At 72.3% G+C, this 23,576-nt stretch carries 24 protein-coding genes and 1 pseudogene; 13 read left to right on the top strand and 12 right to left on the bottom strand.

Annotation, left to right across the window (positions count from 1 at the left end; translation table 11 throughout):
- Window positions 1-132: 132 nt before the first annotated feature.
- Together ACN27D_RS17745 and ACN27D_RS17740 are read right to left on the bottom strand one after the other, a co-directional pair.
- Entirely contained in the window at window positions 133-399 is a 267-nt protein-coding gene (locus ACN27D_RS17745) for a superoxide dismutase (protein WP_421499532.1), read from the bottom strand.
- Between the two features lie 4 nt (window positions 400-403).
- Window positions 404-1,018: a superoxide dismutase gene (locus ACN27D_RS17740; RefSeq protein ID WP_421499531.1), complete on the bottom strand. Its 615-nt coding sequence runs from the start codon at window positions 1,016-1,018 to the stop codon at window positions 404-406.
- An 85-nt stretch (window positions 1,019-1,103) separates the two neighbouring features.
- Here ACN27D_RS17740 and ACN27D_RS17735 point away from each other — a divergent pair, with 85 nt between their 5' ends.
- The gene (locus ACN27D_RS17735; protein ID WP_421499530.1) at window positions 1,104-1,556 is read left to right on the top strand and encodes a Fur family transcriptional regulator; all 453 of its coding nucleotides are present in this window, start codon (window positions 1,104-1,106) and stop codon (window positions 1,554-1,556) included.
- A gap of 46 nt (window positions 1,557-1,602) precedes the next feature.
- Here the strand turns inward: ACN27D_RS17735 and ACN27D_RS17730 are convergent.
- Window positions 1,603-2,118: pseudogene (locus ACN27D_RS17730) on the bottom strand (alanine--tRNA ligase-related protein); the annotation flags it as partial.
- Between the two features lie 42 nt (window positions 2,119-2,160).
- On the opposite strand from ACN27D_RS17730, the gene def reads away from it, so the two are divergent.
- Together def and tsaD are read left to right on the top strand one after the other, a co-directional pair.
- Window positions 2,161-2,706 (top strand): peptide deformylase, encoded by a 546-nt coding sequence (gene def / locus ACN27D_RS17725; protein WP_421499529.1) that lies wholly within the window; start codon window positions 2,161-2,163, stop codon window positions 2,704-2,706.
- 3 nt (window positions 2,707-2,709) lie between these two features.
- The gene (gene tsaD, locus ACN27D_RS17720; RefSeq protein WP_421499528.1) at window positions 2,710-3,894 is read left to right on the top strand and encodes a tRNA (adenosine(37)-N6)-threonylcarbamoyltransferase complex transferase subunit TsaD; all 1,185 of its coding nucleotides are present in this window, start codon (window positions 2,710-2,712) and stop codon (window positions 3,892-3,894) included.
- 441 nt (window positions 3,895-4,335) lie between these two features.
- On the opposite strand, the gene ACN27D_RS17715 is transcribed toward tsaD, so the two are convergent.
- Entirely contained in the window at window positions 4,336-6,759 is a 2,424-nt protein-coding gene (locus ACN27D_RS17715; RefSeq protein WP_421499527.1) for an FtsX-like permease family protein, read from the bottom strand.
- Window positions 6,753-7,526, bottom strand: coding sequence for an ABC transporter ATP-binding protein (locus tag ACN27D_RS17710; protein WP_421499526.1), 774 nt, complete (start codon window positions 7,524-7,526; stop codon window positions 6,753-6,755). The genes ACN27D_RS17715 and ACN27D_RS17710 overlap by 7 nt, the downstream gene beginning before the upstream one ends.
- A 169-nt stretch (window positions 7,527-7,695) precedes the next feature.
- Between ACN27D_RS17710 and ACN27D_RS17705 the strand changes: the two genes are divergently transcribed.
- The 3 genes from ACN27D_RS17705 to ACN27D_RS17695 are packed head-to-tail and all read left to right on the top strand — an operon-like array spanning window position 7,696 to window position 10,413.
- Entirely contained in the window at window positions 7,696-8,853 is a 1,158-nt protein-coding gene (locus ACN27D_RS17705) for a sensor histidine kinase (protein WP_421499525.1), read from the top strand.
- Entirely contained in the window at window positions 8,850-9,518 is a 669-nt protein-coding gene (locus tag ACN27D_RS17700; RefSeq protein WP_358171229.1) for a response regulator transcription factor, read from the top strand. The genes ACN27D_RS17705 and ACN27D_RS17700 overlap by 4 nt, the downstream gene beginning before the upstream one ends.
- 58 nt (window positions 9,519-9,576) lie before the next feature.
- The gene (locus tag ACN27D_RS17695) at window positions 9,577-10,413 is read left to right on the top strand and encodes an LLM class flavin-dependent oxidoreductase (RefSeq protein WP_421499524.1); all 837 of its coding nucleotides are present in this window, start codon (window positions 9,577-9,579) and stop codon (window positions 10,411-10,413) included.
- A gap of 222 nt (window positions 10,414-10,635) precedes the next feature.
- Here the strand turns inward: ACN27D_RS17695 and ACN27D_RS17690 are convergent, their stop codons facing one another.
- Both ACN27D_RS17690 and ACN27D_RS17685 read right to left on the bottom strand, forming a co-directional pair.
- On the bottom strand, window positions 10,636-11,688 hold the full coding sequence (locus ACN27D_RS17690) for a sporulation protein (RefSeq protein WP_421499523.1): 1,053 nt from the start codon (window positions 11,686-11,688) through the stop codon (window positions 10,636-10,638).
- Between the two features lie 160 nt (window positions 11,689-11,848).
- A complete protein-coding gene (locus ACN27D_RS17685) occupies window positions 11,849-12,472 on the bottom strand; it encodes a TetR/AcrR family transcriptional regulator (RefSeq protein ID WP_358171224.1) in 624 nt (207 codons plus the stop codon).
- 115 nt (window positions 12,473-12,587) lie between these two features.
- Here ACN27D_RS17685 and ACN27D_RS17680 point away from each other — a divergent pair, with 115 nt between their 5' ends.
- The 3 genes from ACN27D_RS17680 to ACN27D_RS17670 all read left to right on the top strand — a co-directional run bounded on the left by ACN27D_RS17680 (window position 12,588) and on the right by ACN27D_RS17670 (window position 14,423).
- A complete protein-coding gene (locus ACN27D_RS17680) occupies window positions 12,588-13,274 on the top strand; it encodes an SDR family NAD(P)-dependent oxidoreductase (protein ID WP_421499522.1) in 687 nt (228 codons plus the stop codon).
- A gap of 65 nt (window positions 13,275-13,339) precedes the next feature.
- Window positions 13,340-13,738, top strand: coding sequence for an ester cyclase (locus ACN27D_RS17675; RefSeq protein WP_421499521.1), 399 nt, complete (start codon window positions 13,340-13,342; stop codon window positions 13,736-13,738).
- A 10-nt stretch (window positions 13,739-13,748) separates the two neighbouring features.
- Window positions 13,749-14,423: an NADPH-dependent F420 reductase gene (locus ACN27D_RS17670; protein WP_421499520.1), complete on the top strand. Its 675-nt coding sequence runs from the start codon at window positions 13,749-13,751 to the stop codon at window positions 14,421-14,423.
- 54 nt (window positions 14,424-14,477) lie between these two features.
- On the opposite strand, the gene ACN27D_RS17665 is transcribed toward ACN27D_RS17670, so the two are convergent.
- Window positions 14,478-15,863 carry a glycoside hydrolase family 6 protein gene (locus ACN27D_RS17665; protein ID WP_421499519.1) on the bottom strand — a complete coding sequence of 462 codons (1,386 nt, stop codon included), beginning with the start codon at window positions 15,861-15,863 and terminating at the stop codon, window positions 14,478-14,480.
- 180 nt (window positions 15,864-16,043) lie between these two features.
- On the opposite strand from ACN27D_RS17665, the gene ACN27D_RS17660 reads away from it, so the two are divergent.
- Complete coding sequence (locus ACN27D_RS17660) at window positions 16,044-17,336, top strand: GAF domain-containing protein (protein WP_421499518.1); 1,293 nt, start codon at window positions 16,044-16,046, stop codon at window positions 17,334-17,336.
- A gap of 22 nt (window positions 17,337-17,358) precedes the next feature.
- On the opposite strand, the gene ACN27D_RS17655 is transcribed toward ACN27D_RS17660, so the two are convergent.
- From ACN27D_RS17655 to ACN27D_RS17645, 3 genes are all read right to left on the bottom strand, one after another.
- Window positions 17,359-17,577: a hypothetical protein gene (locus ACN27D_RS17655; RefSeq protein WP_358171219.1), complete on the bottom strand. Its 219-nt coding sequence runs from the start codon at window positions 17,575-17,577 to the stop codon at window positions 17,359-17,361.
- Between the two features lie 118 nt (window positions 17,578-17,695).
- Entirely contained in the window at window positions 17,696-18,763 is a 1,068-nt protein-coding gene (locus ACN27D_RS17650; protein WP_421499517.1) for a DUF2855 family protein, read from the bottom strand.
- Between the two features lie 87 nt (window positions 18,764-18,850).
- Entirely contained in the window at window positions 18,851-19,756 is a 906-nt protein-coding gene (locus tag ACN27D_RS17645; protein ID WP_421499516.1) for an oxidoreductase, read from the bottom strand.
- Window positions 19,757-19,888: 132 nt separating this feature from the next.
- Here ACN27D_RS17645 and ACN27D_RS17640 point away from each other — a divergent pair, with 132 nt between their 5' ends.
- Entirely contained in the window at window positions 19,889-20,755 is an 867-nt protein-coding gene (locus ACN27D_RS17640) for a helix-turn-helix transcriptional regulator (RefSeq protein WP_421499515.1), read from the top strand.
- On the opposite strand, the gene ACN27D_RS17635 is transcribed toward ACN27D_RS17640, so the two are convergent.
- Window positions 20,756-21,247 (bottom strand): TspO/MBR family protein, encoded by a 492-nt coding sequence (locus ACN27D_RS17635; protein WP_421499514.1) that lies wholly within the window; start codon window positions 21,245-21,247, stop codon window positions 20,756-20,758.
- Window positions 21,248-21,415: 168 nt separating this feature from the next.
- Here ACN27D_RS17635 and ACN27D_RS17630 point away from each other — a divergent pair, with 168 nt between their 5' ends.
- Both ACN27D_RS17630 and ACN27D_RS17625 read left to right on the top strand, forming a co-directional pair.
- Complete coding sequence (locus ACN27D_RS17630; protein WP_121684446.1) at window positions 21,416-22,576, top strand: peptidoglycan DD-metalloendopeptidase family protein; 1,161 nt, start codon at window positions 21,416-21,418, stop codon at window positions 22,574-22,576.
- 169 nt (window positions 22,577-22,745) lie between these two features.
- Window positions 22,746-23,543 carry a S1 family peptidase gene (locus ACN27D_RS17625; RefSeq protein ID WP_357793836.1) on the top strand — a complete coding sequence of 266 codons (798 nt, stop codon included), beginning with the start codon at window positions 22,746-22,748 and terminating at the stop codon, window positions 23,541-23,543.
- Window positions 23,544-23,576: the final 33 nt, after the last annotated feature.

Here is a 23,576-nt window from a genome sequence, read left to right as displayed (position 1 = left end):
GCGGTGGTGCGGATCATCGCGTGCCGGGGGACCGCCTGCGAGGTGCGCCCGCTCGCGGGCCTTACCTGTGGCCATATTGCGGCAATTGCCAAGTATTTGCAACAAGGCCGTTGCGGTGGAGCGGGGTTGGGGTCACGGGGTGACCGGTGGGCTTCCCGCGGTCGTGGCCACGAGCAGGGACAGCTCGCGGACCAGGTCGTCCATGCTCTGGTCGCTCTGGGTCCGGACCAGGCCCAGCGCGAGGTCGGCGAGCAGGTAGAAGCCGAGAGTGCGGGCCTGGTCGCTGGGGAACGCGGCGAGGAGTTCCTCGGCGCCGGCGGGGTCACCGCGGTGTTTGGCGGCGATGACCCCGGCGGCACGTTGGAGCAGTTCCGCCGCGGCGGGAGTGGCTGCGCTCATTCGGTCAGATCTTCGGGCTCGTGGCGCGGGCGGCGTCGAAGCGGGCGATCACGTCGGACCAGTTGACGAGGTTCCACAGCCGGTCGACGTAGTCGGGGCGGACGTTCTTGTACTGCAGGTAGTAGGCGTGCTCCCAGGCGTCGAACACCAGCAGCGGCGTGGAGCCCTGCCCGACGTTGCCGTGGTGGTCGTAGACCTGCTCCACGATCAGCCGCTGCCCGAGCGGCTCCCAGGCCAGGACGCCCCAGCCGGAGCCCTGCACGCTCTTCGTCGCCGCCGACAGCTGCCCGGCGAAGGCGTCGAAGGAGCCGAAGTGCTCGTCGATCGCGGCGGCCATCTCGCCATCGGGGCGGTCGCCGCCGTCCGGGGACAGGTTGTTCCAGAAGATGGTGTGCAGGACGTGCCCGGACAGGTTGAACGCGTACGTCTTCTCCAGGCCGACGAGCTTGCTGAAGTCGCCCTTGTCGCGGGCCTCGGCGAGCTGCTCCAGGCCGTCGTTGGCGCCCTTGACGTACGCGGCGTGGTGCTTGTCGTGGTGCAGCTCGAGGATCTGCCCCGACATCGCCGGCTCCAGCGCGCCGTAGTCGTAGGTCAGGTCGGGCAGGGTGTAGACCGCCATCAGATCCCTCTTTCGGAGATGCTGCCATAGTTTTGTTATTGCCATTATATTGCAACAAGACGGTGGGTGGCGGGAGGAGCGGGGATTGATCACATCGCGGGCCGATCGGGTGGACGCGGCGCTGGATCGGCTGCGCCGGGCCGGCCTGCGCACGACCCTGGGCCGGCGTGCGGTGCTGGACGCGCTCGGCGACGCCGCGGTCGAGCGGCGACACCTCAACGCCGGCGAGGTGCACCAGCGGCTCACCGGCCGAGGGCTGGCGGTGGAGCTGTCGACGGTGCACCGCGTCCTGGGGCAGTTGGTCGACCTCGGCGTGGCGCATGCCGTGCCGGTGGGCGGGGCGGTCACGTTCGGGTTGGCCGACCACCCGCACCATCACGCGGTGTGCGAGGGCTGCGGCGGCATGCGCCAGCTGCCGGTGCCGGCGGTGGCGGCCAGTGTCGCGGTGGCCCGGGAGGTCGGCGTCGAGATGGACGGCGGCAGCGGCGGGGTCGTCGTGTACGGGCGGTGCCCGGCGTGCCGCACCACGACCACCTGAGCGCGCCGGCCGCGCGTGCCCGACCGTCGGCCGATCCGAACGCTGAGCCGGCTGGGCCGGGGATGCCCATCGACCAGTAGTTGTCCTTCTTGCCCCGGCGCACGATCCGCTCGGCGGGTACGCCGACCGAGCGCCAGATGGCGAACGCCTCGTCGTCGTCGAGGTAGACCGTGGGCCAGATCCGCTCCGCGTCCAGCCCGAAGCCGCCCTCGGCAATCGGCCGGGTGACCAGGTCCCAGGCGTACGGGATCGCCTGGTCCTTGGAGTAGTCACCGAAGGAGAAGTTGCCGTTCATCTGGAAGAACGTGCCGCGCCGGCTGGTCTTGCCGACCTCGTCGATGTCCGGCGTCCGGATGCACTTCTGCACGCTCGTCGCCCGCGCGTACGGCGGGGTCTGCTGGCCCAGGAAGTAGGGCACGAACTGCACCATGCCCGCGTTGATGAACAGCAGGTTCGGGTCGCTGATGGCGGGCAGCGGAGCGGACGGCACCACGGCATGGCCGTTCGCCTCGAAGTGCGCGAGGCACCGCCACTTGATCTCCGCGTGCGCATACCGCCCCATCCCTTACTGCAAGTCCTTAGCAATTGCATAGTATGGGCGACTGTGCAGACACCGACCGGCACCCCACGACCCATCACCCGATACGGCACCCCGGTGCTGCACCGCCGCTGCGCCGAGGTCACCGTCTTCGACGACGCCCTCGCCCAGCTGGTCGCGGACATGTTCGCCAGCATGTACGCAGCCCACGGCGTCGGCCTGGCCGCCAACCAGATCGGAGTCGACGCCCGGATATTCGTCCTCGACTGCCCCGACGCCACCGGCGCCCACACCGTCGCCCACGTGATCAACCCGGTCCTACGTCTACCGGAGCAGCGTGACCTCGCCACCGACTCCGAGGGTTGTCTGTCCGTACCCGGCCAGTACGCCGAGGTGACCCGCCCAGCCACCGCCACCGTCGTCGGCGTCGACCTGCACGGCCAGCACATCCGCATCGACGGCACCGGAACGCTCGCCCGCTGCCTGCAGCACGAGGTCGACCACCTCGACGGCCTCGCCTACGTCGATCGCCTGCCCGCCCGCACCCGCAAGCGACTCCTGGCCGCCGCCGCAGAGCACCCCGGGGTGGGCGTCGGCACCGGACAGGACTGACCGGTGCCGGTCATCCTGGGCATCGAGACGTCCTGCGACGAAACCGGAGTCGGCATCGTCGCCGACGGCGTCCTGCTCGGCGACGCCCTCGCCACCAGCATGGACGAACACGCCCGCTTCGGAGGCGTCGTCCCTGAGATCGCCGCCCGCGCCCACCTGCACGCCATCACCCCGATGGTGCGCCACGCCCTCGACAAGGCCGGGATCGGCTTCGGCGACATCGACGCCGTCGCCGCCACCGCCGGGCCCGGCCTCGCCACCGCCGTGCAGGTCGGCCTTGCCGCCGGCAAGGCCTACGCGCTGACCCTCGGTGTCCCCCTCTACGGCGTGCACCACCTCGCCGGCCACGCCGCCGTCGACATCCTCGACCACGGCCCGCTCCCCGAGCGCAGCATCGCCCTGATCATTTCCGGCGGCCACACCTCGCTCCTACTCCTGGGTGACCTCGCCCGTGATCCCGTCATCCACCTCGGCGACACCGCCGACGACGCCGCCGGCGAAGCCTTCGACCAGGTCGCCCGCCTACTCGGCCTGCCCTACCCCGGCGGCCCCGCCATCGACCGGGTCGCCCGTGAAGGTGACCCCACGGCAATCGCCTTTCCCCGCCCGATGACCGGACCACATGACCCGCCGTACCGATTCTCGTTCTTCGGCCTGAAGACCGCCGTCGCCCGCCATGTCGAGCGGCATCCGGGCCCGCTGCCCATCGCCGACATCGCCGTCTCCTTTCAGGAAGCCGTCGCCGACACCTTCACCCGAAAGGCCGTCACCGCCTGCCGTGACCACGGCGTCGACACCCTGCTGCTCGTCGGCGGCGTCGCCGCCAACAGCTGCGTCCGCGCCCTCGCCGAACACCGCTGCGCCGCCGCCGGCATCACCCTGCGCGTCCCCGCACCACGACTGTGCACCGACAACGGCGCCATGATCGCCGCCATCGGCGACCTCCTCGTGCGCGCCGGCATCGCACCGTCACCGCCGACCCTGGGCGCCGACCCCAACGCCCGGCTGACCCATGCCCTATTCACCAGGATCCGAACTGAACCGCCCGAACGGGAGGCACCCGTCGACCGGCGGGAACGCCGCAGACCAGTGTGGACCGGCCGGCCGCAGCCCACCACGCAGACCGCACCGGCCACCCCGACTTTGCCCAATACCTCATCCGACGATTTCTCGGGGGTCGATCACTAACACCCGGCACGGCCAGCCGAACTCACCGCGCTGCTGGCCCACACTCTCGCGGCATCGTAGACTGACGCGGCGAGGTGACTTCGCCGGATCTCGGCAAGGACTGCCAGACCGGCCGAAGCACGCCCCTGAGCAGGACTTACGCCTGGTTGCTGATCTTCGGCAAGCGAGCACAGCAATGCGGGTGTGCGACCCGGAAAAATGGAAATAGAATAGGAACCCGCAGGTAGCTCGCCGCCAGGTACAGATAGAGCGTCGTCTTAGGAAACCGATGCTCTATCCCCTGAGCTACGAGGGCGCGAGCGCCCAGTCTAGCGACCTGGGGGTTCACCCGAGGTGGCAGGGAGCGGCCGACGTTCACCCACGTCCCCGAACCAGCGTTGTCCCAGCCCAGGACCAACCCGGAGCACACGAACCTCGGTCCTGGGAGACGGTGGTGCGGGTTCACCCCAACCCGACAGACCGCGCGGCAGGACGGCTCAGCGACCGCCAGGTTGGCAGTGCGCTCGCCAGCATCGCCAGGAGCAGGCAGAGCCCCACCACCCCGCCGACCACCGACCACGGCACCACCAGGTCGACCGGTACGCCGGCCTGCTCGGCGAGGCCGGCGCGGATGCTCAGCAGACCGACGAAGGCGACAGCCCCGCCGAGCAGCGCACCGAGCAGCACCACCAGGGCGGACTCGGCCGTGACCAGCCAGACGACCTGCCTTCGGGTGGCACCGGCCAACCGGATCAGCCGCAGGTCGGCCACCCGGCCGGCGGCGGCCATCAGCAACGTGTTCGCCACCGCGACAGCCCCGTAGCCGGCCGAGACACCGATCAGTAGCAGCGTGAAGAGCCAGACGAGGCGATCCTCGGCACGGTCCGCCTCGGCCGCCCACCCGGCCACGTCCACGATCCTCCCGCCGAGCGGGGGGTCGATCCGGTCCTGGACGTACACCGCGGAGGTGAGCGCCGAGGGGTCGTGCGCCCGCACCACGGATCGGGGCAGGAGCAGGTCGCCGGGGATCGAGTCGTCGGTGACGACCGCGACGACGCGCAGGGACACCACCTCCCCGTCGGCGAAGACCAGCGCGTACGGCTCGGTCGGCCGCCGGTTCGCCGAGGCGGGAAGGACCACCGTGTCGTCGCCGCTCAGGTCGTCCAGTGTGCCGGCGACGACGGTGAGTGCCCGGTTCGCGGCGGCGAAGCCCGCCGGGTCCACGCCGAGCGCGGTCAGTGGCCGGTTCTCCGGCGACGACTTCGGGTAGTTCTCGAAGACCGTCGTCGGGAGGAGGGCCGTGCCCCCGATCGCCGCGACGGCCTGGTCCGACAGGCCCGGTGCGCGGTCGGGCACGACGATCCAGCCGGCGTTGACGTTGTCGGCCCGGCCCGCCGCGTAGGCAGCCGTGGTGGTGCGCACCATTCCGGCGACCAGCACCGCGAACGCGACAGTGAGCAGCACCGGGGCGGCGATCGAAGCCGTCCGCCGGGTCGCGGTCGACGCTCCGGCCCGGACCAGCATCCCGATCGCGCCCCCCGGTCGACGCACCGGCCACCGCAGCATCCGCACCAGCGGGCCGACGGCCGCAGGGGCCAGCACTGTGGCACCGGCCACCAGCGCCATCACCGCGTACAGGGCGTACTGCGCCGCGACGCGGGCCTCGTCGGCGGTCGCCGTACCGACGCTGAGCGCGACCCCCACCGCGACGAGCAGCGCACCGGTGGCGATGCGCAGCCGTCCGATCGGTCGCTGCTCGACCGCCGCTTCGCGTAACGCCTCCAACGGTCGGATCCGTGCCGCCCGGCGCGAGGCCGACCAGACGGCCAGCAGCGAGATCACCGGGCCGGCGACGAGCGAGAGCGCGACCGGCCAGTGTTCGTACCCGACCCGGAAGGTCGACGGTTCGAATCCGGCGTCGACGAGAAGCCGGCCCAGCAGCGGCGCGAGCCCTCCGCCCGCCAGGAGGCCGGCGATCCCGCCCGCGGTGCCGACGACGAGCGCCTCGCCGTACACCATGCGGCGGACCTGGCGGCCGGTGGCGCCGACGGCGCGCAGCAGGCCCAGCTCACGGCGGCGCTGCGCGACGGTGAACGCGAAGGTGGAGGCCACGACGAACACCGTGACGAAGCCGGCGAGGGCCGCCGTGGCGGTGAGCACCTGCATGCCGATCCAGCGGGTGCGGGCGTCGTTGCGGGGCTCCAGCGCGCCACGCGCGTCGCCGGTCAGAACCGATCCGTCCGCGCCGACGATTCCGCGAGCCGCCGTGGCGACCCGCTCGGGGTCGGCGCCCGCCGCGAGCACCAGCCCGACGGCCCGGACGCCGGGCGCGAGCGTGGCGGCCACGTCGTCGGCGACATGGACGCCGGGCCCGTCGACCAGACCGGTGACGGTGTACGGCTGCGGGCCGGCCGCCGTCAGCAGGGCCACCGGCACGCCGGGGCGCAGCCCGAGTGCACGGTCCACGACCACCTCGCCGGGCCTGCGGGGCGGCTCGCCGTCGGTGAGGCGCAGTCCACCGAGCCGGGCGCTGGACCAGCCGTGCCCCTGGTGGGCGTCCTCCCGCCGGCCGTCGGTGCCCGCGGGGCGGCCGTCGACGAGCGGCTGCGCGTAGAAGGTCCGGTCCGGCACGGCCGCCGCGACCCCGGGCAGGGCGGCCAGGCGGCGGACGAGCTCCGCCGTCGTGGTCGCGGACCAGGGCCGCGTCGGCACGAACGAGTCGGCCGAAGCGCCCGCTTCGGGGCTCTGCACCACGACCGCCGCCCGCGCGAGCCGATCCGGCACCTGGGGGTGCCCGGAGGCGAGAAGCAGCGTGGCCGCCGCTACCAGCGTGACCCCGATGGCCACGGCCACGAACGCGCTCAGCGACCGCCGGATGCTCAGCACGACGGCCCCGCAGGCGTCGCCGCGTGCCGGGAGGGGACGGCCGCACGCTCGGCGATCCGGGCGGCGACCACCGCCGCGGTGATCCCGCCGTCGAACTCGTCGACGATGCGGCCGTCGGCGAGCAGCAGGACCCGATCGGCGTACGCGGCGGCGGCGGGATCGTGGGTCACCATCACGACGGTCTGCCCGTGGTCGTCGACGAGTGCGCGCAGCAGTCGGAGCACCTGCCGGGAGGCCGCGCTGTCCAGCGCGCCGGTCGGCTCGTCGGCGAAGACCACCGCCGGGCGGGTGATCAACGCTCGGGCCACGGCGACACGCTGCTGCTCGCCACCGGACAGCTCACTCGGCCGGTGCCCGGCCCGGTCGGCCAACCCCACCGCGTCGAGCGCGGCGGCGACGTCCCGGGCCGGCGGGCGGCGGCCGGCCAGCCGCAGCGGCAACTCGACGTTCTGCGCCGCGGTCAGCGTGGACACCAGGTTGAACGCCTGGAACACGAACCCGATCCGATCCCGACGCAGCCGGGTCAGTTCGTCCTCACCCAGGTCGTCGAGGCGGGTGCCGTCGATCGTGACGGTCCCCTCGGTCGGGCGGTCCAGTCCCGCCGCGCAGTGCAGCAGGGTGGACTTGCCCGAGCCCGAAGGGCCCATCACCGCAGTGAACGTGCCGCTCGCGAAGCCGGTCGTCACGCCGTCGAGCGCCGTCACCCCCCGGGTCCCGGTGCCGTACACCGCGCGCAGCCCCGTCAGGGTCACCGTGTGTGTGGTCATGACCGCCACGGTGCCCGGCGTGGTGGGTGCCGCGCGTCGTGCCGGCGCGGACATTTTCCGGCCCTTCCCCGGTCGGAGGCGAAGGCCCGCGATCGCCGGTACGTCGTCCTCCGGGATGACGACCCGCGGGTGGACGCGTCCGGCCCGGTCAGCCGATACCGTCGTGCAGGTGACCGCTCCCCTGCTGACCCGGCGACTGCGGCCGGTGGAGCTGTACATCGTGGACGCCGTGCTCGCCGTGGCGGTCGGCGGGCTGCTCGGTCCGTATGCGGCGCTGGAGTCGCCGCTGCACGGTGGCGTACGCGAGCCGCTCTGGGTGTCGGTGCTGGTCGGGTTCGCCCTCGGGCTGCCGCTGGCCGTCCGGCGCCGGTGGCCGATCACCGTCGCCGCCGTGATCAGCTCCGTCGCCACAGTCGCCCTGATCACCGGCGTGATCCCCAACTACGCCGCCGCCGCGCCGGGACTCGCCGTCGGTCTGTCCTTCTACACGGTGGCCGTGTCGACGACCACCCGCCGGTCGCTGCCCAGTGCCGCCGGTTGTCTCGCTCTGGTGAGCGTCGCGCTGGCGCTGACCGGGGGTGATCTGTGGTCGCGGACGGGTGCCGTCGTCTACGGCGCCGTCATGATCGCGCCCGCCTGGGCGATCGGGTGGCTGGTCCGCGAGCGACGCGCCCTCGCCGCCCGGCAGGGCGAGCACCTGGTCCGTCAAGCCGCCGCCGAGGAGCGGTTGCGGGTGACGCGGGAGCTGCACGACGTGGTCGCCCACACCCTGAGCCTCATCGTGGTGAAGGCGGCTGTCGCAAACCACGTCGCCGAGACCGACCCCCGCGAGGCGGGGGCGGCGCTGCGGGTGATCGAGGAGACCGGCCGCAACGCGCTGACCGACGTACGCCGGGTGCTCGGCGCACTGCGCGAGGACGCCCCGTACGCCCCGGCGCCCGGGCTCGACGAACTGCCCGCGCTCGCCCGGCAGGCGGCGATCGGCGGGGTCGACGTACGGCTCGACGTACGGCGGGAGGAACCGTCCGGCGCGGTGCCGGAGTCGGTGGGACTGACGGTCTACCGGATCGTGCAGGAGGCGGTGACCAACGTGGTGAAACACGCGGGGCCGGCCGCGTGCCGGGCGACGGTGACCGTCACGCCTCGCGAGGTCAGGGTCGAAGTGACCGACGACGGCCGCCGGCCGGTCCTGAACAACGGGACGGGACACGGGCTGATCGGCATGCGGGAACGGGTGACGTTGCACGGGGGCGAGTTCCACGCCGGGCCGCGCTCCGGCGGCGGCTACACCGTGACGGCCACTCTGCCCTACCGGGGGGCCGCGTGATCCGGGTGCTGATCGCCGACGACCAGGCGCTGCTGCGTGGCAGCTTCCGGCTGTTGGTCGACTCGACCCCGGACTTCACCACTGTCGGTGAGGCGGGCACCGGCGTGGAGGCTGTGGCGCTGACCGCCGAGCACCGGCCGGACGTGGTGCTGATGGACGTGCGGATGCCGGAGATGGACGGCATCGAGGCGACCCGGCGGATCTGCGGCGACCCCGCCACCGCCGGCACCCGGGTCGTCATCCTGACCACGTTCGACCTGGACGAGTACGTCTACGGGGCGCTGCGCGCCGGAGCCAGCGGGTTCCTGCTCAAGGACACCCCGCCGGCGGACCTGCTGGCCGGCATCCGGGTGGTGGCCGCGGGCGAAGGGCTGCTCGCGCCGACGGTGACCCGCCGGCTGATCGACGAGTTCGCACGTCGGCCCGAGCCGGCCCGGCCGCTGCCGCGACGGCTGGACGGGGTGACCGAGCGGGAACGGGAAGTGCTCACGCTGATCGGCCGGGGTCTGTCCAACGCGGAGTTGGCCGGGCACCTCGGTCTCAGCCTGGCCACCGTGAAGACGCACGTCGGGCGGCTACTGACCAAGCTGGCGGTACGTGACCGGGCTCAACTGGTCATCGTCGCCTACGAAACCGGCCTGGTCGGGCCGGGCGGGCCACGCTGAGCGGGTCGCCCTCCCGGACAGAGGGTGGTGGGCCACTCCGCGGCTAGGCTTGGCTGTCATGACGACTCTCGGTGTGGTGTTCCGGCCCCAGAATCCACCCGAACGCCTCCGCTCGGTCGCACGCGCCGCCGACGAAGCCGGCCTCGACCAGTTGTGGCTCTGGGAGGACTGTTTCCTCGAAAGCGGCATCGCCACCGCCGCCGCGGCCCTGGCCTGGACCGACCGGCTGGCGGTGGGCATCGGGCTGATGCCGGTGCCGTTCCGCAACGTCGCGGCACTCGCCATGGAGGCCGCCACGCTGCACCGGCTCTTCCCCGACCGGGTGCTGCTCACCGTGGGCCACGGCGTCCAGGACTGGATGGAGCAGGTCGGCGCGCGGGTGGGCTCGCCGCTGACGCTGCTGCGCGAGCACGTCGAGGCGTTGAAGGCGCTGCTGGCCGGCGAGACGGTCACGACGTCGGGTCGCTACGTCAAGCTCGACAAGGTCAAGCTGGACTACCCGCCGCTGGGCACGGCCCGGATCTACGCCGGCGCGACCGGGCCGAAGACGCGTGCTCTCGCCTGCGAGGTCGCCGACGGGATCCTGCTGACCGCCGGCACGCCTCCGCAGGAGGTGGCCGCCGTCAGGTCGACGGCCAAGGACGTCACCGTATACGTCCATGCGGCGACCGGCCCCGACGCCGAGGCGCGCATGGCACGCGAGCTGGAGTCCTGGGACGAGTCGGACGGCTGGGACGCCACAGCGGTCGGCGACGCAGCCGCCGTTGCCGCTGTCGTGAACCGTTACCGGGACGCCGGAGCCGACGCCGTGATCCTGCAGCCCACCGCTGACGAACCCGACCTCGAGGGCTTCGTCCGGTTCACCGCACAGCAGGTCGGTCCACTGGTGCGGTAGCCGGCCGGATCGGGTGTGTTGTAGGGCTCGCCGGCGGTGGTGCTACTTGGCGCCGGTCAGGGCGACCAGGGCGTTGGCGGTCCGGAAGTACGGGTTACGGCCCAGGTCGCCGACGGTGGTGATGTCGAACGCGCGATCGGTGGAAACCGATAGTCTACGGACAAGAACAGCCGAATTAGATCACGGAGCGGGCGCGTCAGTCCACTTTGGACGAGGACTGACTCACGCCTCCTCGTCGCCGCCCTCGTCGTCGCCGAAGGAGTCGAAGACCTCGTCGGCGACCATGCCGCCGGCGAAGCCCAGGGCGGCGCCGCCCACCACGCCCGCGGCAACGGCACCCATGCCGGGACCGCCGTGGTGCTCCTGGTGGTGGTGCTCCTTGTGGTGACCGCCCGGGTGGCCGTACGGGGCGTGCCCGTAGCCGGGCGGCGGGGGCGGGTAGCCGGGCGCGCCGTAGCCCTGGGCGGGCGGGGCGTAGCCGTGGCCGACGTGCAGGCTCTGGTAGCCGTCGAGGGCCTGGCGGACCCAGGTGTCGACCTGCGCGGCCCAGTCCACGCGGTCGGCGTCGGCGTGCGCGGCGTGGTAGCGGCCGTACGAGTCGTGGCCGCCGGTGAAGAGGCCGTCGCGCTTGTCGAACTCCAGCACCACGTCGACGCCGTGCTCGTTCGCCACGAAGGTCAGCTCGACCTCGTTGACGTCGTGGGCGTACTGCGGGGCGGCGTAGAACTCGACCTCCTGGTAGAACGGCAGATTCTGGTGCAGCCCGGAGATGTGCCCGCGTTCCAGGTCGGCGCCCTTGAACCCGAAGCCGAGCCGGCCGAACGCCTCGAGGATGCGCTCCTGCACCGGCAGCGGGTGCACGTACACCGGGTCCAGGTCGCCCTTGTCGATCGCGCCGCGGATCGCCACCTCGGTGCGCAGGCCCATCGTCATGCCGTGCAGGTGCTGCCCGTACAGGTCGGTCACCGGGCTCTCCCACGGCATCGCCACCTGGAACGGCAGCGACAACTGCTGACCCTCACGCAGGTGCAGACCACCCGCCACCTGGACGCGGTGGAACTCGACGAGGGCGTCGTACTCCTCCTCCGCGCCGTCGATCTCGACGCGGGTGACCAGCCCGACGGTGATGTGGTCGATCTCCACGTCATGGCTGCCGCCGGTCAGGTTCACCTGCCCGCCCAGCATGAGCCCCGGGCGCGTGCTCGGATTGGACAGGACCGTATCGACGCTCGGACCGCCCACCCCGAACGCGCCCAGCATCTTCTTGAACACCACGAACCCCTCCCTCGACGACCGCCGACGCGCGACACCAGGATCGTGAGGAATTCACGTGAAACCCTTGTGCCGCAACGAGATCAACGGCGTCCATAATGGAAGCCGTCGAGCGGGGAAGCTACCAACGCCACCTGAGAAGTAGCTGAGTGAACTCAGCGGGTTACTCTCCGGAACCGGGGTGGAGTGCTGCTACCGCCCGCATGGCGACGTCGACGGAGGCTTGGAGGTCCTCGCGGCTCGCGCCGGCCGCGGCATGGACGGCGTGACCCTCGCTGAGCGCCATCACGAAACGCGCGAGCGCCCGGCTGTCCAGGCCGTCGGGGAGGTCCCCCTCCTTCGCCGCGCGGGCCAGCCGCTCTTCGAGCGCGGCCTCGGTGGCCGCCCGGCCGGCGGCGAGGATCTCGGAGATCCGGGCGTTCTCCGGGGAGCAGGCCAGGCCGCCCTGGATGGAGAGGCAGCCGGCGGGGTGGCCGCCCGCGGTCAGGTTGTCGGCGCTGGCGCGCAGGAAGGCTTCGATCGCGGCGTACGCGGTCGGCTGGTCGAGGGCGGCGCGGGCGTTCGCGAGGTTGGTCTCGTGGTAGCGGTCGAAGGCCCGCTTGAACAGCTCTTCCTTGCTGCCGAACGCGGCGTACAGGCTCGGGCGGTTGATGCCCATCGCCCTGGTGAGTGAGCTCAGCGACGCGCCCTCGTAGCCCTGCTGCCAGAAGACCTCGGCGGCGCGGTCGAGGACCGTCTGCTCGTCGAAGGCGCGCGGCCGCCCCGGGGTCGGAGTCTCAGTGCCCATGCCTCGACTATACCGCTCGGTACAGAAGTGACCCAAGCCACGAACCGATCGGTACAGAAAGCTGCTACGGTGATCACGAACCGATCAGTACAAAACTGCGGCATGAGGGAAGAGCATGACCATCACGTTGATCACCGGCGCGAACAAGGGCATCGGTTTCGCGACCGCCAGACAGCTTCTCGATCTGGGGCACGTCGTCTACGTCGGAGCGCGCGACCCCAGGCGAGGCGAGGAGACCGCCTCGGCGCTGGGGGCACGCTTCGTGCCGCTCGACGTGACCGACGACGCCTCGGTGGCCAGGGCGCTGGCGACCATCGACGCCGACGAGGGGCGGCTGGACGTCCTCGTCCACAACGCGGGCATCGCCGAGAACGGCGTCGTCGACGGCCCGACCGCCCTGCGCGTCTTCGACACCAACGCGGTCGGCATCGTCCGGGTCACCGAGGCGGCGCTGCCCCTGCTGCGCCGGTCGTCCAATCCGACAGTGGTCACGGTGTCGAGCAGCGCCGGCTCCTTCTGGGCGGTCAACAACCCCGACCGGCCGGAGTACCACCTGACGTCGCCGCTCTACTCGGCGTCGAAGTCCGCCGCCACGATGATCACCGTCCAGTACGCCAAGTCCCAGCCGGGGATCAGGTTCAACGCGGTCGAGCCGGGCTACACCGCCACCGACCTGACCGCCGCGATCGGCGGCGGCAGGACCCCGGCGGAGAGCGCCCGGACCGTCGTACGCCTGGCGACGCTGCCCCCCGACGGCCCGACCGGAACCCTCCAGGACGACTCCGGGCTCCTGAGCTGGTAGCCGTCCGCCCCGACCGCGACCCGGCCGGGGTCCGCACATCACCCGCACATCAGAGGGAAAGTGACATGACTCAGAACGATCTCCGCAACTGGTACCTGCGCTACGTCGCCGCGCTCAACGCCCACGAGTTCGACGGCATGGACGAGTTCATCAACGACACGGTGGTGCTGAACGGCGAGCCGGGCACCCGGGACGACGTCATCGCGGTGCAGAAGCATGACGTGGACGCCGTTCCGGACCTCCGCTGGAAGGTCGAGGAGCTGCTGTTCGACCGCGACCGGATCGCCGTCCGCGCGATCAACTACGGCACGCCGGTGAAGGAGTGGCTGGGCGTACCGCCCTCCGGCGCCTCGTTCGAGATCGTCGAGTACGCCATCTACAAGGTCAGCGACGGGCGGTTCGTGCAGATGACCGCCCTGCACGACTCGGCCGAGATGCTCCGGCAGCTCACCGCCGCCCGCTGAGGGACCGACGATGACCACCATCGGCATCATCGGCGCGGGCGAGGTGGGCAGCCAGCTCGCCCGCGCGGCGGTAGTCGCCGGATACGCGGTCGTGATCGCCAACTCCCGGGGGCCGCACACGCTGACGGACCTCGTGGCCGAACTCGGGCCGTCGGCGCGGGCGGCGTACGCCGCGGAGGCGGCGGCAGCGGGCGACTTCGCGATCGTCGCCGTGCCGCTCAAGGTCGTGAACGACATGCCGGTCGAGGAGCTGGCCGGCAAGGTCGTGCTGGACACGAACAACTACATGGTCTGGCGCGACGGGAACATCCCGGTGCTCGACTCGGGTGAGAAGACGGTCCACGAGCTGCGCCAGGAACAGCTCCCCACGTCGAAGGTCGCCAAGGCGTTCACCCACATCCAGGCGCCGCGGCTGCTCACCTCGGCCCGGCCCGCCGGCGCGCCGGACCGGCTGGCGCTGTCCGTCTCCAGCGACCACCCGGAGGCGGTCGAACTCGTGACGCGGCTCTACGACCGGTTCGGCTTCGACACTGTGGACAACAGTCCGCTGAGCGAGTCCTGGCGTACCGGCCCCGGCCAGCCCGCGTGGATCCGCCACGCGCACCAGAACCGCGAGGAGCTGGCGCTCAACCTGAGGCGTGCGCGGCGGTTCGTCACTCCGTCGCGGACATCAGCGGGGAAGTGACAGGACCCGGCGCGGAGAGCGATCCTCCGCGCCGGGCCCTGGCGTCGGGTCCGGTCAGGCGGCGCAGGTCGCGGTCGCGCCCTGGCCGGTGCCGGTGCCCTGGAAGCCGAAGTTGGTCGTCTGGCCGGCGCCGACCTGCCCGTTGTAGCCCACGTTCGTGAACCGGACGGTGCCGCTGGTGCCGCTGGCCTGGGCGTTCCAGGTGCCGGTGATCGCGGCGCCGCCCGGCAGCGCGACGGTCACGGTCCAGCCGTTGATGGCCGCGGAGCCCGCGGTGACGTTCACGCTCGCGGTGAAGCCGCCGTTCCACTGGTTGATCGCGACCGACGCGGAGCAGCCGTTACCGGTCGGCGGCGGCGTGGTCGGGGGCGCCGTCGTGGGCGGCGCGGTCGTCGGCGGCGCGGTGGTCGGCGGCGCGGTCGTCGGCGGGTTGGTCGTCGGCGGCGCGGTGGTCGGCGGGTTCGGCGCGCCGTTGGCCAGGCTGAAGGCCAGGTCCGGCTGGAACGAACCGGCCGTGTAGCGGCAGCCGTCCGCCTCACCCGGCGGCTTCACCCAGAGGTACGCGTCGATGTTGGCGTCGCCGGTGTTCGTCGTCGGGTACTGCCCGATGCGCCGATCGGTGTTGTCGTCGGCGCACCAGTCCCCGGCGGCTCCCCCGTTGCGGCTGGTGTCGATGACCTGCCGCTTGCCGGAGATGCCCATTCCGTTGAGCGCGGAGATGACCGCGCGGCCGAAGTTCGCCTCGCTTGAGGTGGGGTTGAAGTTCGACACGTTGGTGAAGAAGCCGTCGGCGTACTGCACGCCGGCCGCCCGGAGCCGGTTGGCCGTGTCGTTGGCGCTGTTCCAGGTCGAGTGACCGCCGTCGAGGTACACCTTGGCGTTCGGGTTCGCCGACTTGATGGTCTGGGTCGCCGTCGTGAGCGCCTGGTTGCGGGCGTTCAGCTCACCGGTGCTCAGGCAGGTCTGGAGCGCCAGCGAGTCGGTCTCCAGGATGATCAGGACGGTCTGGTTGCCGAGTCCCCGGGCGAAGTTGGACACCCAGGTCTGGTACTGGTTGAGGTCCGGCGCGCCACCGGCGCTGGCGCCGCCGCAGTCCCGATTGGTGATCTCGTACACCGACAGCACCGGGATCTGCTGCGCCGCGTTGGCGGCGCCGACGAAGCCGGAGACCTCGGACTGGATGGTCGACGGGTTGAAGTTGGCGTACCAGCGGGCCTGCGGCTGACTGGCGATCTTGTCGCGGATGACTGCGGCACGCGAGTCGCCGGGGTTGGCGGCGACCCAGCGGACGACCGCCGAGGACGGGTCGCGGTAGAGCGATCCGGACACGGTGCCGGCGGACGCGCCGTCGACGGCGAGACCGACGCCGGCCGCGGCGAGCCCCGCGACGGCGGCCACGCTGATGGCCGCTGAACCGCGGCGGGACGAGAGGATAGCCACGTCGTGTTTCCTCCTGATCACATAGACGTATCTAAGTTCATGGGAGCGTTCCCACGACGGTAACGGAGGCGGGCGTCGATGCCAAGATGTGAACGCCGGCCACTGCCCCGTAATCTGGGGTGATCACCGGGCGAAGGCCCGCCAGTCGACCGACGAACCGGCGCGGGAGGAAGACCAGGCATGACGGCGCTACCAGGCCAGCGTCCGGCCGCGGCGGATTCACCGGCCGCCGGGCGGCCCGCCGACGAGGATCTGCGGACACTGTTCGGGCAGTCCATCGCCGTCTTCGCGGCGCTTGCCGGGCCGACGCACGTGGTGGAGGCGGCGAACCCGGCGTTCTTCGCCGCCATCGGCGAGGAACGCGCACGCACCGGCGTTCCGCTCGCCGAGTTGATGCCGGAACTGGACGGCCAGGGCTTCATCGCCCTGCTGGACGAGGTCTACCGCACGGGCGAGCCCTACACCGGCCATGACGCCCGGATCATGCTGGGCACCGGATCGCAGGCGCGGGAGTCGTTCTTCGACTTCACCTACGAGGCACGTCGCGACGCCGCCGGCACGGTGACCGGCATCCGGGTGATCGGGGTGGAGACCACGCAGGTCAAGCAGGCGCAACGGCTGATGGCCGAACACCGCGCGATGCTGGAGCAGATCGCCCGGCAGGCGCCTTTGGCCGAGGTGCTCGACGGGATGGCCCGCTGCATCGAGAACCTCGCACCGCAGGAGGTCCTCGTCTCCGTCCTGCTCGCCGACGCGGACGGCCGGCACCTGCGCCACGGCGCCGCGCCCAGCCTGCCCGACTTCTACAACGAGGCCATCGACGGGATCGCCACCGGGGAAGGTGTCGGCTCGTGCGGCACCGCCGCGCACCGGCGGGAACCGGTCGTCGTCACCGACATCGCCACCGACCCGTTCTGGGCCGACTTCCGCGATCTGGCCGAGCGGGCCGGCCTCGCCGCCTGCTGGTCCACGCCGATCCTGGCCCGTGACGGCAGCCTGCTCGGCACCTTCGCCATGTACCACCGCACCCCGCGCGTCCCGCGGGACACCGACCTGGCCCTCGCCCGGGTCTTCACCGGCACCGCCGCCCTGGCCATCGAACGCCACCACATCGAAGAGGCGAAGGCCGCCGCGGACGCCCGCGCGCGAGCCGCCCACGACGAGCTGGCCCGGGTGGTACGGGCGGAGCGGGAGCTACGCGCCGAGGCCGAACAGCGCGCCGCCGCAGCCGCGGAACTCACCGCCCGGCTGCGCACCGCTGCCGCCGCGCAGGCCGCCTCTCCCCGCCCCGAGCGGTGTCAGCTCGGCGGCAGCGACGGCTGCACGGCACCCGCCGAGATCAAGATCGCCGACTCGTGGGGCGACGCGGCGTGGGGCTGCCCGGTCCACGTCGAGGAGGCGATCATCAACGTCCGTTCGGTGTTCATCGCCAACGAGGAACTCGGCGGCCTGGCCGCCTACGTCAACCGCTGACCGGACACGCCCGGGTACGGGCCTAGCGCCGGACGGGCGCGCCGGCCGACTCGCGAGCGGTGCTCGCCGCGGTGAACGGGCTCCGCAGACGCGTCATGGATTCGGCGCTGACGTCCGCGATCGGACTGCGCTCGTCGTCGGTGGCCCCGAGCCCTTCCACGCGGAAGGGGTTCAGGGCGAAAGTGTTGTCGGGCACGTGGTGCTCCAAGGAAATCTGCACGGCAGCGCTCGACTCAGTCATCGCGGCTGGGAAACCGTGGGAGAAGCAAGGGGTCGGCGATCAGCCGTCGGTACCCCGTACCGACAGCCTAGCGCGCATCGGCCGGACGGGCGCGCCACGGCCGAAACCGGTGACGTTCTCAGAGCTGGACGACGTGACCCACCCGGGGCGGCGTCCGGCCCGCGAGGACGTCGAGCCACGCGTCCCGCAGCCCGTCCGGGCCGGCGCCGACCCGTACGTCGAGCCATCCGCTCACCACCTGGGAGAACCGCTGCCAGGCGTCGGCGAATCGTTCGTCGAGACCGGTCCGGCCCCAGTCCTGGCTCCGCTTGCGGATGCGTACCGGCGCGAAGAAGACCTCTCCGGCGGCGCCGGCGTTCGGCGTCTGCTGGGTGAGGCCGACGGCGATGTCCCGGACGAGCAGGTCGCCGAGGTGCGCCCGCAGGGCGGCGCGGGTCGCGGGTGAGCCGGACAGGTCGAGGTAGACGGTCGGGACGGCGTCGAGCGCGCCGATGTCGTCGTAGGAGAGGACCTCGTCGTAGCAGCCCAGCGACCGGGTGAAGGCGAGGTTGCCGGGCGAGGTGAGCCCGATCAGGCGCGGGCCGCGGCCGTGCAGCTCGAACGCGGCGGCGTACGCCGTCTTGCTGGACGCGGACGACAGCACCAGCGACCGCGCCCCGTAGCCGTCCTCGTCGACGACCTGGTCGGCAAGCATGAACGAGGTGAAGAACAGCGGCCGGAACAGGATCAGCAGATCCTCCTGCTCCGCCCGGTAGGCGGGGTCGCCGTCGGTCGACCGGTAGGAGTTGTACGGCGAGGGCAGGCCGGCCCGGTGCGGGCTGGCGTCCCGGAATCCGGACGCGTCCACCCGGTCCGGGCGTACCACGAGGTGGCCGGCGGGCGGCAGGTAGCCGTAGACCCGTTGCCCCGGCTCGACACCGGCCACTGTGGACGTCACGACCTCGGCGAAGCCCCACAGTGGCGGGAGCCCCCACCCACCGTCGAGCCCACGGGGCTGCGGCGGGAAGAACTCCCAGTAGCGCATCGCCTCGCCGAGCACCGCGTAGGTGACGTTGTTGGCGGTCAGGCCGACGCGGTCCACGCGCAGCAGCGCCTCGCCGTCGGCGAGGCCGGGCACGGCGCCGTCGACGAGTGTGGTGCGAGCGAGGTCGTCACGGGCCACAGCGAACGTCCACGAGTCAGCCATGGCCTGACGTTAGGCAGCCGCCAAACTCCAGACAAGTGCACTGGGAGTGCAAAATCCCACTCGGCAGCACCGTTGCGCGCCGGCGGTTCAGAGATAACGAATACCCGTCAGCTCCGCCGCCGCAGCCCAGAGGCGCTCACCCACGGCCGGGTCGGCGGCCTGCCGGCTCAGCCGCGCCTCGGTCACCGGACCCCAGGTCTCGAAGAAGCGGGACGGGCCGAAGAACTGACCGCCGCGTACCTCCGGGTCGGTCGCGGCCCGCAACTGCGGCAGGACGCCCCGCTCGACCGGCTGGGTGGCGAGCAGGCCGAGCCGCCCGATCACCCGCCCCAGCCGGCCCCGGTGTGCCCAGGCACGCGGCGTGAGGTTGCTGCGGGTGAGACCGGGATGCGCCAGCGCGCTGACGACCGGCGACCCGGCCGCGCGCAGGCGGCGGTCCAGCTCGACGCCGAAGACGGTGGTGGCGAGCTTCGAGCGGCCGTACGCGGCAGAGGCCCGGTAGTCGCGCTCGGACATCAGGTCGCCGAAGTCGAGGCGCGCGTTGCGGTGGGTGAGGGAGCTGAGGCTCACCACCCGCGCCGCCCGCGCCCCGGCCAGGGCGTCCAGCAGCAGGCCGGTGAGCGCATAGGGGCCCAGCGTGTTGGTGGCGAACTGGAGTTCGAAGCCGTCGGCGGAGGTACGGCGCGGACCGAGCAGCACCACACCGGCGTTGTTGACCAGCAGGTCGATCGTCGGGTGGTCGGCGGTCAGCTTCGCGGCGAACGCGCTTACCGAATCGAGGCTCGCCAGGTCCAGCTCGCGTACCTCGGTGTCGCCGCCGATGCGGCGGGCGGCCTGCCGGCCGGCGGCGGTGTTCCGCACCGCCAGCACGACGTGGGCGCCGTGGCGGGCCAGCTCGGTGGCGGTGACCAGGCCGAGGCCCGAGTTCGCGCCGGTCACGACGGCGACCCGGCCGCGCTGGTCGGGGATGCGGTCGGCGGTCCATCCGGTCATCTGCTGCTCCTCGGGTGCGGGGTTGGCGTCGAGCGATGACGCTAGGAGCGGTCCGGGGTGTCTCGGTCGTTCGCGGTTGCCTAGGTCCGTGGGACCTACCCTGGGCGCGCGGCGTCACGGCAGACTGGCGGCATGAGCAGCCCGCATCCGTACGCACGCGAGCTGGGCGCCTTCCTCCGCGCCCGGCGCGGCCGGCTGCGCCCCCGCGACGTCGGCCTGGAGCCGGGCGGCCGGCGCAAGGTGACCGGCCTGCGGCGGGAGGAACTGGCCCTGCTGGCCGGGCTGAGCACCGACTACTACCAGCGGATGGAGCAGGGCCGGGAGGTACGCCCCTCGGACGACGTCCTGGACGCGCTCGCCGGCGCCCTCGGTCTGGACGACACCGAACGCCGGCACCTGTTCACGCTGGCCCGGGCCGCCCGGCGGCCGGTGCCCGCCCGCGTCGACCGAGGGCCGGAGAGGGTGCCGGACGGCACCCGGCGGCTGCTGCGGGTGATGGACACGCCGGCTGTCGTCCTCGGCCGGCATCTGGACCTGCTCGACTGGAACCCGATGGCGCAGGCGCTGCTCGGTGACCCGGCGGACCACCCGCCGGGCCGGCTCAACATGCTCCTGCTGCTGTTCGACGACGCGCTGACCGGGGGACGGAGCTGCCCGGACTGGGAGCGGCAGGCGCTGGACTACATCGGCATGCTGCGTGCCGCCGTCGCGGACGACCCGACCCATCCCCGCGCCACCGCGATCGTCGGCGAGCTGAGCATCCGCAGCGCGGAGTTCCGGCGGCTGTGGGCACGGCACGACGTGCGCGCCTCGGTGAGCGGTACCAAGACGTTCCGGGTGCCCGGACTGGGGGACATCGTCCTGGACTGGGACACCTATCCGCTGCCGGGCAGTCCCGGCCCGGTCGTGCTCGTCTTCACCGCCGAGCCGGGCAGCCCGGACGCCGATCGGCTACGGCTCCTGGCGTCGTGGCGCGCGACCGGCCCGGCGTCCGCTTGATCACGCGGACGCCGGTCCCCGTCCCCGGTTGAGGCCGACGATCGCGCCGTTGAGGGCGGTGGCGAAGAGGGTCCAGGCGACGTACGGGGCGAGTGCCGCCCCGGCGGGACGGTCGGTGCGCGCCGCGCGGCCCAGCAGCACGAGGTTGGACACGTTGAGCGCGGCGATCTCGGCCAGTGCGGCTCCGGGCCTGCGGGCGCCGAAGAACAGGGCGCTCCAGCCGGCGTTGAGCGCCAGGTTGAGCGCGTAGCCGCGCGCGAAGGCGGCGCGCTCGGGCCCCTCGGAGCGGTCCAGCGCGCGGGCGCCGGCCACCGCGATCAGCCCGTACAGCGGGGTCCAGACCAGGGGGAACGCGGTGGACGGCGGCTGCCAGGCGGGCTTGCGCAGGCGGCGGTACCAGCGCGACGAGGTGCCGGTGGAGGTGGCGGCGGCGCCCGCGGCGGCGGTCGCGGCGACTGCTGCCGCGGTCTTGACCAGGGTCGGTACTCGCATACCGGGTCAGCTACCCGGCCAGCGGCGGATAAACCCGCACCACCGGAAGAGCCACTTCCGGACACCCCCGGCGCACAGATCCTTCATCAGAGGGTGCAGAACTCGTAGACAATTTTCATGCCCTTCGATAGCCTCGCCATTCAGTGATGCTTGTCGATAGGAGGCTCCATGCGACGGCTCGTGCTCTCCTTCACGCTGGCGACGATCGGTGCCTGGGCCGTGGTGCCGGCACCGGCCTCGGCCGCACCCCGCCCGGCACCGGCGCCCGTCACCGACGCGGTGACCGCGAAACTCCTCGGCCAGGCCGACGCCGCGACCCGGACCGCCGGGCCGCAGCGGACCCGGGTCACGGTCACCCGCGCCGACGGCCGGTGGGCGTTCGGCACCGCGGTACTGCTGGCCGACCGGTCCGAGGACGCGCACCCCACCGGATCGGTCTTCCTCGCCCGGTCCGACACCAAGGGCTGGACCGTCGCCTTCGACGGCGAGGCGTCGTTCGGCGACCTGGCCGCCGCGTCACCGCTGGTGAGCGAGAACGAGAAGGCCGTGTTCCGCACGCCGGTCGCGCCACTGGCCGCGGGCGGGGACTTCCGCACCGGCATGGCACTGCCGTTCGCGGTCGGGCAGACGTGGACGCTGACCTCCGGGCCGCACGGCTGGGGCGGGGCCGCCGCGCCGTGGAGTTCGGTCGACCTCGCCGGTGGTGACCAGGTGGTTCGCGCCGCGCGGGCCGGAACCGCGTACACGATGTGCACCGGGTGGATCCGGGTCATCCACGACCGGGGCTACTCGACCGACTACTACCACCTGTGGAGCAGCATCTCCGTCAACGGCGCCGCCGTCGCGCAGGGCGCGTACCTCGGCTACACCGGCACCGACGTCACCTGCGGCGGCTCCGCCACCGGCCGGCACGTGCACTTCGGGCTGCGGCAGAACTCGGCGTACGTGCCGATCGCCGGGCACGGCATCGGCAAGTGGGACTTCGTCAGCGGCGCGGCCGCGTACCAGGGCGGCGCCCGGCACGGGTCCGCCTACGTCGGCGGCGGTGGCGGCGTCTACAACTACGGCGCGCTCGGCTTCAACCAGGGAGTCGTCGACGCCAACGGCGGTGGCACGCTGACCCGGCGCTCCGGCCCCGGCACGGGATACGGCGCGGTCGGGTCGATAGCCGACGGCGCCACCGTCACCGTCTCCTGCTCCGCCAACGGCACCTCGCACACCGGCCGGTACGGCACCACGGCACTGTGGGACCGGCTCAGCGACGGCAGCTGGGTGTCCGACGCCTACCTCTCCACCGGGGTCAACGGGCCGATCAACGGCTGGTGCTGACCACGCCGCGAGACACGTGCCGGCGCCGGACACGGCGTCGGCACGCGCGGCGTATGACGCAGCCGGGATGCCCCCATCCATTGCCGTTCATCGATGTCTACCCATAGGCTCCCTGCCACCGCGAGTGCGGCCCGGCGGGGCGGCACAGCGTCGATGTCTGGAGGGAACCATGGTCCGTTGGCGCAGATTCCTCGGCCGGATGGCGGCCGTTCTGGCAGTGGTCACCGCGGGAGCGGTCACCGCGGTGGCGCCCGCCGCAGCGGCACCCGCCGGGGACATGACGCCGTACGTCGTCGGCGGCACCCGGGCCGCGCAGGGCGAGTTCCCGTTCATGGTCCGGCTCTCGATGGGCTGCGGCGGAGCGCTCTACAGCCCGCGACTGGTCCTCACCGCCGCCCACTGCGTCGGCCGTACCGGCGCCAACACCAGCATCACCGCGACGCTGGGCGTGGTGGACCTCCAGTCCTCCAGCCGGATCCAGGTCCGCTCCAACTACGTCTACCGGGCCCCCGGCTACAACGGCAACGGTGACGACTGGGCGCTGATCCGGCTCGCCACCCCGGTCACCTCGCTCGCCACGCTCAACATCGCCACCAGCACCGCGTACGACAACGGCACGTTCACGGTGGCGGGCTGGGGCGCCGCGCGGGAGGGCGGCGCGCAGCAGCGCTACCTGCTCAAGGCCACGGTGCCGTTCGTCGACGACACCACCTGCAACCGCTACTACGGCGGCGACGTGATCCCCAGCGAGGAGATCTGCGCCGGTTACGCCAGCGGCGGTGTCGACACCTGCCAGGGTGACTCGGGTGGCCCGATGTTCCGCCGGGACGCCGCCGGCGCCTGGATCCAGGTGGGCATCGTGAGCTGGGGCAACGGCTGCGCCCGCCCCAACTACCCCGGCGTCTACACCCAGGTCAGCACGTTCGCCTCGGCGATCCGGTCCGCCGCCGCGAGCCTCGGCGGCTGATGACGCACGCGCGGTGGCCCGGTCGCGGCGAAG

The organism is Micromonospora sp. WMMD1274, assembly GCF_049179035.1.
Taxonomy (GTDB): domain Bacteria; phylum Actinomycetota; class Actinomycetes; order Mycobacteriales; family Micromonosporaceae; genus Micromonospora; species Micromonospora tulbaghiae.
Note: the sequence above shows the minus strand (reverse complement) of the source record. Positions and strands in the feature narration are given on the sequence as shown.

What these genes read in the sequence shown, in the direction of transcription:
- ACN27D_RS17745 (WP_421499532.1), bottom strand. Translation starts at nt 399, where the DNA reads ATGAGCGCAGCCACTCCCGCCGCGGCGGAACTGCTCCAACGTGCCGCC.
- ACN27D_RS17625 (WP_357793836.1), top strand. Translation starts at nt 22,746, where the DNA reads ATGGTCCGTTGGCGCAGATTCCTCGGCCGGATGGCGGCCGTTCTGGCA.
- ACN27D_RS17630 (WP_121684446.1), top strand. Translation starts at nt 21,416, where the DNA reads ATGCGACGGCTCGTGCTCTCCTTCACGCTGGCGACGATCGGTGCCTGG.
- ACN27D_RS17685 (WP_358171224.1), bottom strand. Translation starts at nt 12,472, where the DNA reads ATGGGCACTGAGACTCCGACCCCGGGGCGGCCGCGCGCCTTCGACGAG.
- ACN27D_RS17675 (WP_421499521.1), top strand. Translation starts at nt 13,340, where the DNA reads ATGACTCAGAACGATCTCCGCAACTGGTACCTGCGCTACGTCGCCGCG.
- ACN27D_RS17635 (WP_421499514.1), bottom strand. Translation starts at nt 21,247, where the DNA reads ATGCGAGTACCGACCCTGGTCAAGACCGCGGCAGCAGTCGCCGCGACC.
- ACN27D_RS17670 (WP_421499520.1), top strand. Translation starts at nt 13,749, where the DNA reads ATGACCACCATCGGCATCATCGGCGCGGGCGAGGTGGGCAGCCAGCTC.
- ACN27D_RS17645 (WP_421499516.1), bottom strand. Translation starts at nt 19,756, where the DNA reads ATGACCGGATGGACCGCCGACCGCATCCCCGACCAGCGCGGCCGGGTC.
- ACN27D_RS17740 (WP_421499531.1), bottom strand. Translation starts at nt 1,018, where the DNA reads ATGGCGGTCTACACCCTGCCCGACCTGACCTACGACTACGGCGCGCTG.
- ACN27D_RS17710 (WP_421499526.1), bottom strand. Translation starts at nt 7,526, where the DNA reads ATGACCACACACACGGTGACCCTGACGGGGCTGCGCGCGGTGTACGGC.
- ACN27D_RS17660 (WP_421499518.1), top strand. Translation starts at nt 16,044, where the DNA reads ATGACGGCGCTACCAGGCCAGCGTCCGGCCGCGGCGGATTCACCGGCC.
- ACN27D_RS17640 (WP_421499515.1), top strand. Translation starts at nt 19,889, where the DNA reads ATGAGCAGCCCGCATCCGTACGCACGCGAGCTGGGCGCCTTCCTCCGC.
- ACN27D_RS17695 (WP_421499524.1), top strand. Translation starts at nt 9,577, where the DNA reads ATGACGACTCTCGGTGTGGTGTTCCGGCCCCAGAATCCACCCGAACGC.
- ACN27D_RS17680 (WP_421499522.1), top strand. Translation starts at nt 12,588, where the DNA reads ATGACCATCACGTTGATCACCGGCGCGAACAAGGGCATCGGTTTCGCG.
- ACN27D_RS17655 (WP_358171219.1), bottom strand. Translation starts at nt 17,577, where the DNA reads ATGACTGAGTCGAGCGCTGCCGTGCAGATTTCCTTGGAGCACCACGTG.
- ACN27D_RS17650 (WP_421499517.1), bottom strand. Translation starts at nt 18,763, where the DNA reads ATGGCTGACTCGTGGACGTTCGCTGTGGCCCGTGACGACCTCGCTCGC.